Here is a 10,744-nt window from a genome sequence, read left to right as displayed (position 1 = left end):
TCTTGATAAACATTGTAACATTTGGTAAGCCGTATGCCTTAATAGGGCACGTACGGTTTGATAAGGGGGAAGCCTCGAGAGAGGTTTCCCTACTTTATTCTTGTGTTAAGATTTTTAGGCGATATTTGAAATGCGATGTGAATTTAGATAAAATAACAGAACAAAGTAGTGCATAAAGTAGAATGGATAAATTTTTGGAAAATTCAAATTTTTTGTAAAGAATTTTGCCAACAAACGATGAAAAGATTAATAAAATACGCTAAAATAAAAAGACAGCATTCCTGTTATGAAAGGAAAATGGTTGTGAATCAAAAACAATTAATTGAAGAAGCAAAAGTAGCAAGAGAAAAAGCGTATGTTCCCTACTCCAAATTTAAAGTAGGGGCAGCCCTTTTAACAGAAGATGGTAAAGTTTATCACGGCTGCAATATTGAGAACGCTGCGTATAGTGTTACAAACTGTGCTGAGCGTACAGCTTTGTTTAAGGCGTACTCAGAAGGTGACACGAAGTTTAGTAAGCTTGTTGTCATCGCTGATACTGAGCGCCCTGTCTCTCCATGTGGTGCTTGCCGACAAGTGATTTCAGAGCTTTGCCCTAAAGACATGGTTGTCGTTTTGACCAACTTAAAGGGAGACATCCACGAGATAACTGTTGAGAACTTGTTACCGGGAGCTTTTTCATCGGAGGATTTACATGATTAATGAAGTAGAAAGTAAGGAATTCAAATCTGGGTTTGTCTCTATTATTGGCAGACCGAATGTAGGGAAATCAACATTTTTAAACCGTGTGATTGGGCAGAAAATTGCCATCATGAGCGACAAGCCGCAAACAACGAGAAATAAAGTTCAAGGGGTCTTAACCACTGACGATGCCCAATTAATTTTCATTGATACACCTGGAATTCATAAGCCTAAGCATAAGCTTGGTGATTTTATGATGAAAGTGGCAATTAATACGCTTAAAGAAGTCGACTTAGTGTTGTTTATGGTAAATGCGGAGGAGGGCTTTGGACGCGGAGAAGAATTTATCCTTGAGAAGTTTCAAGGGGTCAAGACACCGGTTTTTCTAGTCATTAATAAAATTGATCTGATTCATCCTGATAAGCTATTAGAAGTCATTCAATCTTACAGTGAGAAATTTAGCTTTACGGAAATTGTGCCGATTTCGGCATTACAGGGAAATAATATAGAGCGAATCCTTGAACAAATTAAAAAGTATTTGCCTGTTGGACCTCAGTATTATCCCGCTGACCAAGTGACAGATCATCCAGAACGCTTTATTATTACAGAATTGATTAGAGAAAAGGCTCTTCATTTAACACACGAAGAGATTCCACATTCCCTTGCTGTTGTAATGGAAAAGCTGGATCGATCATCGGAAAAGAACATGATCCATGTCATGGCGACGATTATTGTTGAGCGAGATTCACAAAAGGGGATCATTATTGGCAAACAAGGAAAAATGCTTAAGGAAATTGGAAAACGTGCAAGAGGCGATATCGAAAATCTTCTAGGTTCTAAAGTGTACCTTGAACTCTGGGTAAAAGTTCAAAAAGACTGGCGCAATAAAATGGGTCAACTTAGAGACTTTGGTTTTAGAGAAGATGAGTACTAAATCACTGCAATTGCATAAGTTAAATATTAGACAACTAAGCTAACAACAATATTTACATTATTAGCAACGAAAGGAATTTATGCATTGTACCGTTTTACAATATTTTCGTCTCATGATTTTTGAATGTAAGGCTAAGATAATTGTAAAGGATTTGGGATTAAAAACTGTGCTAGTTGACAATTTGAAAGGTGGGGTTTTCGATGTTGGAATTTACCTGGAAAGTATTTTCGAATACAGGTAATATTGACACCTATCTTCTTTTCAAGGAGCTTGAAAAAGATAACCAAGAAATACCCGGTGAACAGGATGACGAGCTAGCAGAATTAGATTTTCCCATCTCATAGGTTTGTTTCGTTGCGATGGATGGTGACTGTACATGCTTCAAAAATGTGAGGGCATCGTCATTAGAACAACGGATTATGGTGAAACCAACAAAGTGGTCACTTTATATACACGTGAATGGGGAAAAGTCGGAGTGATGGCACGAGGAGCAAAAAAGCCGAATAGTAGGCTTTCGGCTGTCACCCAACTTTTTACATATGGATACTTCTTAATCCAAAAAGGTAAGGGACTTGGAAGTCTCGAGCAAGGTGAGATGATTTCTTCATTGCGTTCGATTCGCGAGGATATCTTTCTCACTGCTTACGCGAGTTATATTGTTGATTTAACAGATAAAGCCACGGCTGATGAAAAAAAACCTAATCCTTTTCTATTTGAATTGTTATACCAGACATTGACGTTAATTAATGAGGGTTATGATTTAGAGATATTAACCAATATTTATGAAATGAAAATGCTTGATCTGTTTGGATTGCATCCATGCATAGATCACTGTTCAGTTTGTGGTAATACAAACGGGCAATTTTCATTTTCAGTCCGAGAAGGCGGTTTTATTTGTCATCTTTGCGTAGAACGCGATCCTTATGCGATAAAGATTTCTCAAGCAACAGTGAAGTTGCTAAGAATTTTCTATTACTTTGATTTATCCAGATTAGGAACAATTGATGTGAAGTCAGAGACAAAGTTGCAATTAAAAAAGGTGATTTCAGCGTACTATGATGAATATTCAGGCCTCCATTTAAAAACGAAGAAATTTCTCGATCAAATGGATAAAATGCGTGATATGTTAACTTGACAACGTTACAACTATCGATTAACATCTAAATTAAATTTAATAGTTGTTGAGAAGGAAAGGAGTACTTAACTTTCTTTATTGAAGCGAGTCTAGGATGGTGTGAGCTAGATATAAAGCGTTAAGGAAGGGCATTCTGGAGCAACTGATTAGAAAGTGGCTGCGAATATGCAGCAAATAGGGTGGAACCGCGGGTTAACTCTCGTCCCTATGCATTCATGCATAGCGACGAGAGTTTTTTATTTGACTAAAAATTTGTAAAGGAGTACATACGATGAGCGTTTCTATGGAACAAATTGTTTCACATGCAAAGCACAGAGGTTTTATTTTCCCAGGGTCTGAAATATACGGAGGCTTAGCAAATACTTGGGATTACGGTCCGCTAGGTGTTGAACTAAAAAACAATATTAAACAAGCATGGTGGAAAAAATTCATCCACCAATCTCCTTATAACGTAGGTTTAGACTCAGCTATCCTAATGAACCCAAGAACATGGGAAGCATCAGGCCACATTGGTAATTTTAACGATCCGATGATTGACTGCAAAAAATGTAAAGCGAGACACCGCGCTGATAAACTTATTGAAAATGCACTTGATGAAAAAGGAATTGAAATGGTGGTTGACGGCCTTCCGTTTGAAAAAATGGAAGAACTCATCGCTGAGCACCAAATCGCTTGTCCTGATTGTGGAGCCCAAGATTATACAGGAATCCGCCAATTCAATCTAATGTTTAAAACACATCAAGGTGTTACGGAAACTAGTGCAAATGAAATTTTCCTTCGTCCAGAAACTGCACAAGGTATTTTTGTTAACTTTAAAAATGTGCAAAGGACCATGCGTAAAAAGCTTCCATTCGGTATTGCTCAAATCGGAAAAAGCTTCCGTAATGAGATCACTCCAGGAAACTTTACTTTCCGCACTAGAGAATTTGAACAAATGGAACTTGAATTCTTCTGTAAACCAGGTGAAGAACTGCAATGGTTTGATTATTGGAAGCAATTTGCTGAGAAGTGGTTAATGTCCTTAGGTATGACTAAAGAAAATTTGCGACTTCGCGATCACAACGAAGATGAACTTTCGCATTACAGCAATGGAACAACTGATTTCGAATACAAATTCCCATTTGGATGGGGCGAGCTTTGGGGTGTTGCGTCTCGGACAGATTATGATTTAAAGCAACATATGGAATTTTCCGGAGAAGATTTCCACTACTTAGATCAGGAAACAAACGAGCGCTATATCCCTTATTGTATCGAACCATCATTGGGCGCTGACCGCGTAACATTGGCATTCTTAATTGATGCTTATGATGAGGAGCAACTTGAGGATGGTACTTCAAGAACAGTGATGCACCTACATCCAGCTTTGGCACCATTTAAGGCGGCAATTTTACCGTTGTCGAAAAAGCTGTCTGAAGAGGCTAAAGAGGTTTATAATATGCTTGCTGAGCACTTTTTAGTGGATTATGATGAGGCTGGTTCGATTGGTAAACGATATCGTCGTCATGATGAAATTGGTACACCATACTGCATTACCTTTGACTTTGATTCTAAAGAAGACAAAATGGTGACAGTTCGTGATCGTGATACAATGGAACAATCACGAATTCCAATTGCTGAATTGGTTCAATTTATCCAAAATAAAGTGTCATTTTAATATTAAAAAGCGGTTTTTTGCTCATCCACATGAGCAAGCCGCTTTTACTCTTTTCAAAATAGCGTGACATTTTCTTTACTACCTTATACTTGAGTGAAAAAGTGAGGAAACTCGTACTTTTTCGTTAATATTTAAGCTAAACCCTTGTTTCTTAACTCTTCATGTCCGATAATTAGTATATAATATTTTTAATTAGTATAACCTTTAATCATTATGGATACTTATATGGTTTTAAACAGGGTGGTGAGGACAATCGAACTGAATAATCGTCAAGAACAAATACTTCAGATTGTAAAAGAAAATGGACCAATAACTGGTGAAAATATCGCAGAACGGTTAAATTTAACTAGAGCAACACTAAGACCTGATTTAGCCATTTTGACAATGGCTGGATATTTAGATGCCAGACCAAGAGTAGGTTACTTTTATACAGGAAAATCAGGAGTACAATTACTTACTGAGAATTTAAAAAATATATATGTGAAGGATTATCAATCGATCCCAGTTGTAATCAATGAGAGCGTCTCAGTTTATGATGCGATTGTTACAATGTTCTTAGAAGATGTCGGAACATTGTTTGTTGTCGATCAAAATACGATTTTGGTAGGAGTGTTATCGCGCAAAGATTTGCTTCGCGCAAGTCTTGGGAAACAGGAATTAGCTGCGCTCCCGGTTAATATCATTATGACTAGAATGCCGAACATTACCGTATGCCAAAAAGAGGATTTATTAATCGATATTGCGGTCAAACTAATAGAAAAACAAATTGATGCCCTTCCAGTTGTTAAAGAGACAGAGAAAGGCTATGAAGTAATTGGCCGAGTGACAAAAACAAATATTGCAAAGGCCTTTGTCGCTCTTGCATCTGGTGAATAAGGTCTACCCTTAGGAGTTGGTATAGAGGAATGAGTAGGTTACCGATCATATACGTCGTATCCGATTCGGTCGGGGAAACGGCCGAGCTTGTTACAAAAGCGGCAATCAGCCAGTTTAATGGCACAAGTGTAGCGATAAAGCGATTTCCTTATGTAGAGGACTTTGCCCATATAGATGAAGTGATTTCATTAGTGAAATTGGACCGTGGTATGATTGCTTACACATTGGTAAAGCCTGATATGCGCAAATATATGAAAGAGGTATCAGAGCGTGAGGGAATAGCCGCTTCTGATTTAATTGGGCCTTTAATGGACCAAATTGAAGAATATAGTGGGAAAACTCCGCTTCATGAACCAGGCCTTGTTCGAAAATTGGATGAGGATTATTTTAAAAAAATAGAAGCAATTGAGTTTGCGGTTAAATATGATGATGGACGTGACCCTCGCGGGATTATTAAAGCCGATATCGTACTGTTGGGAGTTTCACGAACGTCTAAAACCCCGCTATCACAGTATTTAGCCCATAAACGGTTAAAGGTAGCGAATGTTCCAATTGTCCCTGAAGTGGAGCCGCCAGATGAAATTTTCCATCAGGCCCCGCATAAATGCTTTGCATTAAAAATAAGTCCGGATAAATTAAACCAAATCCGCCGTGAACGTTTAATCTCGCTTGGACTAAATGACAATGCGAGCTATGCCAATATTGAACGCATTAAAGAGGAACTAGCCTTTTTTGAAAAAGTAATTGAAAAAATTGGCTGTCCAGTCATTGATGTAACCAATAAAGCAGTGGAAGAAACAGCAAATGTATTATTGAACCTGTACCAAAAGAAGGTACAAGGACAATAAATGTAGAATATATATTAAGGGCTGACCCAAACCGGTGTCAGTCCTTTACATTTTAGGATGAATACGATTTAGAGAATATGTCGATAATCAAAATGTTTAAAGTAAATATTTTTCAATTATAACTTTTTTTCAAAAAAGCGATGGAAAAATCGGAAATGATGTACTATAATAAAAAATTGTGATAAAAAGTATTGGAAATAGGTTTAGACTTGATTGTGAACGAATAAACTATTTATTGTGATATGTCAAGGGAGCTACTCTGAAAAAAATCGACATGATTCTCTGTTTAAAAGTTATTGCTAAAAGAAGGAATATGTGGAGTGATGTAGAATAATTAGTAATAATATTAACAAACCGACTGTTTTTGTCGATGCTGATTCCTGTCCTGTCAAACAAGAAATTCTTCACATTGCTAATCATTTTCAGATTCAAGTCATATTTGTTGCATCGTATGCTCATATGTCCAATCATCCACCAGAGGAGTGTTGGGTTTATGTTGATAATGAGAAAGAAGCAGCAGATTTATATATCCAAAATCATATAAGCAAACGGGATTTCGTCGTTACTCAGGATATTGGACTTGCGTCAACACTTCTGCCGAAGGAGGTTTCAGTGCTTTCCCCTAAAGGGTTGGTGTATAAAGAAAAAGATATGGACTCTGCTTTACAAATGAGATTTCTTTCTGCAAAAGCACGCCGACAAGGACAATATGGGAAAGGACCAAAGCCTTTTTCTAATGATGATCGGCAAAGATTTATTAATCAATTTACCGAGCTCTTAACTGCTAGTAGCTCATTAGGATTTTATCATTCCTAAACAAGGGATGGAGTTGTAATATGGCAGAAATGATTGCCGAAGAAAAAATTAATCAGATTCGTCAAACTGTTGATATTGTTGATGTTATTAGTGAATATATTCAATTGAAGAAGCAGGGACGAAATTATTTTGGATTATGCCCGTTCCATGGTGAAAATTCACCATCCTTTTCTGTGTCGCCTGATAAACAAATTTTTCATTGCTTCGGCTGTGGTGCAGGTGGTAATGTATTCACCTTTCTTATGGAAAAGGAAGGATTAACCTTTGTTGAAGCAGCTGTAAGACTGGCTGCCCGTGCAAAGATTGATTTAGAAATTGAAACAAATTCACAGATAAAATCCATTCCGAAAGATTTACAGTTAATGTTGGATGCTCACGAGCTATTACGTAAATTTTACCATCATTTGCTTGTAAATACAAAGGAAGGTCAGGAAGCTCTGGAATATTTAATGCAGCGTGGTTTTACGAGGGACTCAATTGATAAATTTCAAATTGGTTATGCGCTTGCCTCGTGGGATTACACCGTAAAGCTATTATCAAGCAAAGGTTACTCAATTGAATTGCTTGAAAAAGCTGGCTTAATTACCAGACGAGAACGGGATGGCTCAGCACTTGATCGTTTTCGAAATCGGATTATGTTTCCGATTTTTGATCGAAATGGAAATACGATTGCTTTTTCCGGGAGATCACTCGGGGGCGATGACCCCAAATATCTAAATAGTCCTGAGACGGCAATCTTTAATAAAAGTAAAACTTTATATAATTATCATTTAGCAAGGTCACCGATGCGAAAACTGCAGCATGCTGTTCTTTTTGAAGGCTTTGCTGATGTTATCGCGGCCGACCGTTCCGATGTAGTTAACGGCGTTGCCACAATGGGTACGTCATTGACAGAAGATCATGTTGAAATGCTCCGCCGCAATTGTCAAACGATTACGATTTGTTATGACTCTGATAACGCCGGAATCGAAGCTGCATTTCGGGCGGGGACGATGCTTTCAAACGCTGGATTGAATGTTTTAGTCGCCATGATGCCAGATGGATTTGACCCTGATGACTACATCAAAAAGTTCGGAGGAGAAAAATTTTCCAATGATGTAATAGGGGCAAGTGTGACGTTCATGTCCTTCAAATTTCTTTATTTCCGGCGCGGAAAAAATCTGCAACATGAAGGAGAACGACTCCTTTACATCGAAGAAGTATTAAGAGAAATAAGCAAATTAGAAAAAGCTGTGGAACGAGATATTTATGTCCGACAGATTGCTAACGAGTTCTCATTATCCCTTGATGCATTGATCCAACAATTGGACTCATACCGGGGGCGAAATAATCGAGAGAATAGTGGCAATCAGGCCCAACCAGTACGACAACAGCAGCTAATGGTTAAACGACCAACTCAACAATTGAAGCCTGCTTACCATAATGCTGAAAGGCATCTTCTTGCTCATATGTTAAAAGATAATGAGCTGGCATTTAAAGTTCAATCACTTCTTTCAGGAAACACGTTAAACATTGATGAGCATCAAGCAATATTTACCTACTTACTGGGCTATTATGAAGAAGGAAATCCGCCTGATTCTAGTCTATTTATTAATTTTATCCAGGATGAACGATTGCGGCGAATTGTAACTGATATTGAGATGATGTTAATCAATGATGAATTAACGGAAAAGGAATTATCTGATTATATTAAACAGGTGTTGAATTATCAAAAAATGTTAAAGATAAAAGAAAAAGAGGCAGAAAGAACGGAAGCAGAGCGTCAAAACGATTTTCTTAAAGCAGCACGCTTAGCAATGGATATCATCCAACTGCGTAAGTCGCTATAGATTGTAAGATCTTTGATTTTTGGAAGGAGGGGGACATATGGCTGAAAAACCAGCCCGTTCAAAAGAGGTCGATACTGAGATGACCCTAGAACAGATAAAAGACCAGTTAACTGCAACTGGTAAAAAAATAGGTGTCCTTAATTATGATGACATAGCTGAAAAATTAGCTCAGTTTGAATTAGATTCTCATCAAATGGATGAGTTTTATGAATTTTTGGGAGACCAAGGTGTAGAATTAGTTGGAGATAGTGATGATGAGGATCCTAGTCTTCCTGACCTTTCCAAGGGAGATGAGGAAGAATTCGATCTTAATGATCTCAGTGTCCCTCCAGGTGTTAAAATTAACGATCCAGTTCGTATGTATTTAAAAGAAATTGGTCGGGTTGATCTTCTTTCCGCAGAAGAAGAAATCAAATTAGCAACACGTATTGAGGAAGGTGACGAAGAGGCGAAGAGACGCCTTGCTGAAGCAAACCTTCGTCTAGTAGTTAGTATTGCTAAACGTTATGTTGGTCGTGGTATGCTATTCCTTGATTTGATTCAAGAAGGAAACATGGGTCTGATTAAAGCTGTTGAAAAGTTTGATTACCGCAAAGGCTTTAAGTTTAGTACGTATGCAACTTGGTGGATCCGTCAAGCAATTACCCGAGCAATTGCAGACCAAGCCCGAACCATTCGGATTCCAGTTCATATGGTCGAAACAATCAACAAATTAATCCGTGTTCAGCGTCAATTATTGCAAGATCTTGGTCGCGAACCGACTCCAGAAGAAATCGCAGAAGATATGGATTTAACTCCTGATAAAGTTCGTGAAATCTTAAAAATTGCCCAAGAACCAGTATCTCTCGAAACGCCAATAGGGGAAGAGGATGATTCCCATCTTGGAGATTTTATCGAGGATCAGGATGCAACTTCACCATCAGAGCATGCTGCGTACGAATTATTAAAAGAACAGCTAGAAGATGTTCTTGATACCTTAACAGATCGTGAAGAAAATGTACTTCGTCTCCGTTTTGGTTTGGATGATGGGCGCACTCGTACACTTGAAGAAGTAGGAAAAGTGTTCGGTGTTACTCGTGAGCGTATTCGGCAAATTGAAGCCAAAGCGCTTCGTAAATTAAGACATCCAAGTCGTAGCAAACGTCTCAAGGACTTTTTAGAATAGAAGCTAAAATAGTTTACTTCGATAAGAAGTAAGCTATTTTTTTTAGTAAAAGGAAACTCTTTTCATCCCTTTCCATTATTTTACTGAATTGTCTTATTGTTTGCAAATGGGTTCGAGAAAAGATTATTTAACAAAATATTTTGAATATTTAAATAATAATTTCTTCTTTATTATAAACCTAAATGTAAGCGTATTCAACATCGAAGATTGCTGAATAAATCAGATTATTTTCAGATTATTTGTCATTTCCTGTGATAAAGTTAACTTTAGGGCTTTTCCTATTTTGAATTTTCAAGTAAAATAATAGTTGCTTGTAATATTTATTTATTGATTGTTATTACATAGGAGGGGTTAAGATGAATCGTAATCCGATCATCCCATTTGTGGTCATCATGGTTTTTGGAATTGGCCTCATGTTTTTACTTTCATTCAAAGGGTTGGGGGACCAAAAAGAAGTTGCGAAAGAAGCTGCTAACGGCGGCAAAACAGAAGAAGTGGCAGCAGCAACTCCAGAAGACCTCTACAAGAAAAGCTGTGTAGCCTGTCACGGAGCTGATTACAGTGGTGGAGTAGGACCAACTTTAAAAGGGGTAAGCAAGAAACGAGATGATGCTTATATTAAAGACATCATTACTAATGGTAAGAATAATATGCCACCTGGATTAGTTAAAGCTGATCAAGCTGACGACATGGTTAAATGGTTAAAGAAACTTTAATAACAATGAGAAAGTCCTTTGCATATGCAAAGGACTTTTTCTATACTTAGGAGAGTGAATGGCGTACATAATCGAATATGGTAAATGAAA

At 37.6% G+C, this 10,744-nt stretch carries 11 protein-coding genes and 1 other annotated feature; all 11 genes read left to right on the top strand.

Features of this window, described 5'->3' with window-relative positions:
* Positions 1–237: 237 nt before the first annotated feature.
* The 11 genes from HHO41_RS16440 (at position 238) to cccA (ending at position 10,654) form a co-directional block, all read left to right on the top strand.
* Entirely contained in the window at positions 238–702 is a 465-nt protein-coding gene (locus tag HHO41_RS16440) for a cytidine deaminase (protein ID WP_169100608.1), read from the top strand.
* Positions 695–1,615 carry a GTPase Era gene (gene era, locus HHO41_RS16435; protein WP_169100606.1) on the top strand — a complete coding sequence of 307 codons (921 nt, stop codon included), beginning with the start codon at positions 695–697 and terminating at the stop codon, positions 1,613–1,615. Before HHO41_RS16440 ends, era begins: the two co-directional genes overlap by 8 nt.
* A 200-nt stretch (positions 1,616–1,815) precedes the next feature.
* A complete protein-coding gene (locus tag HHO41_RS16430) occupies positions 1,816–1,959 on the top strand; it encodes a YqzL family protein (RefSeq protein WP_169100596.1) in 144 nt (47 codons plus the stop codon).
* A 32-nt stretch (positions 1,960–1,991) separates the two neighbouring features.
* Positions 1,992–2,750, top strand: coding sequence for a DNA repair protein RecO (gene recO / locus HHO41_RS16425; RefSeq protein ID WP_169100595.1), 759 nt, complete (start codon positions 1,992–1,994; stop codon positions 2,748–2,750).
* Positions 2,751–2,789: 39 nt separating this feature from the next.
* Positions 2,790–2,960, top strand: a binding site (T-box leader).
* 61 nt (positions 2,961–3,021) lie between these two features.
* Positions 3,022–4,404 (top strand): glycine--tRNA ligase, encoded by a 1,383-nt coding sequence (locus tag HHO41_RS16420; protein WP_169100594.1) that lies wholly within the window; start codon positions 3,022–3,024, stop codon positions 4,402–4,404.
* A 243-nt stretch (positions 4,405–4,647) separates the two neighbouring features.
* Complete coding sequence (ccpN, locus tag HHO41_RS16415) at positions 4,648–5,280, top strand: transcriptional regulator CcpN (protein ID WP_169100628.1); 633 nt, start codon at positions 4,648–4,650, stop codon at positions 5,278–5,280.
* A gap of 29 nt (positions 5,281–5,309) precedes the next feature.
* The gene (locus HHO41_RS16410) at positions 5,310–6,128 is read left to right on the top strand and encodes a pyruvate, water dikinase regulatory protein (RefSeq protein ID WP_169100593.1); all 819 of its coding nucleotides are present in this window, start codon (positions 5,310–5,312) and stop codon (positions 6,126–6,128) included.
* A 345-nt stretch (positions 6,129–6,473) separates the two neighbouring features.
* Positions 6,474–6,944, top strand: coding sequence for a YaiI/YqxD family protein (locus tag HHO41_RS16405; protein WP_169100626.1), 471 nt, complete (start codon positions 6,474–6,476; stop codon positions 6,942–6,944).
* 20 nt (positions 6,945–6,964) lie between these two features.
* The gene (gene dnaG, locus HHO41_RS16400; RefSeq protein WP_169100592.1) at positions 6,965–8,773 is read left to right on the top strand and encodes a DNA primase; all 1,809 of its coding nucleotides are present in this window, start codon (positions 6,965–6,967) and stop codon (positions 8,771–8,773) included.
* A 37-nt stretch (positions 8,774–8,810) separates the two neighbouring features.
* Positions 8,811–9,938 carry an RNA polymerase sigma factor RpoD gene (gene rpoD, locus HHO41_RS16395; RefSeq protein ID WP_169100591.1) on the top strand — a complete coding sequence of 376 codons (1,128 nt, stop codon included), beginning with the start codon at positions 8,811–8,813 and terminating at the stop codon, positions 9,936–9,938.
* A 356-nt stretch (positions 9,939–10,294) separates the two neighbouring features.
* Entirely contained in the window at positions 10,295–10,654 is a 360-nt protein-coding gene (gene cccA / locus HHO41_RS16390; protein WP_169100590.1) for a cytochrome c550, read from the top strand.
* Positions 10,655–10,744 lie beyond the last annotated feature (90 nt).

Origin of the sequence: Bacillus sp. DNRA2 (assembly GCF_012843265.1) — a bacterium.
Lineage (GTDB): Bacteria > Bacillota > Bacilli > Bacillales > Cytobacillaceae > Bacillus_BU.
This window is presented reverse-complemented; position numbering and strand designations above follow the sequence as displayed.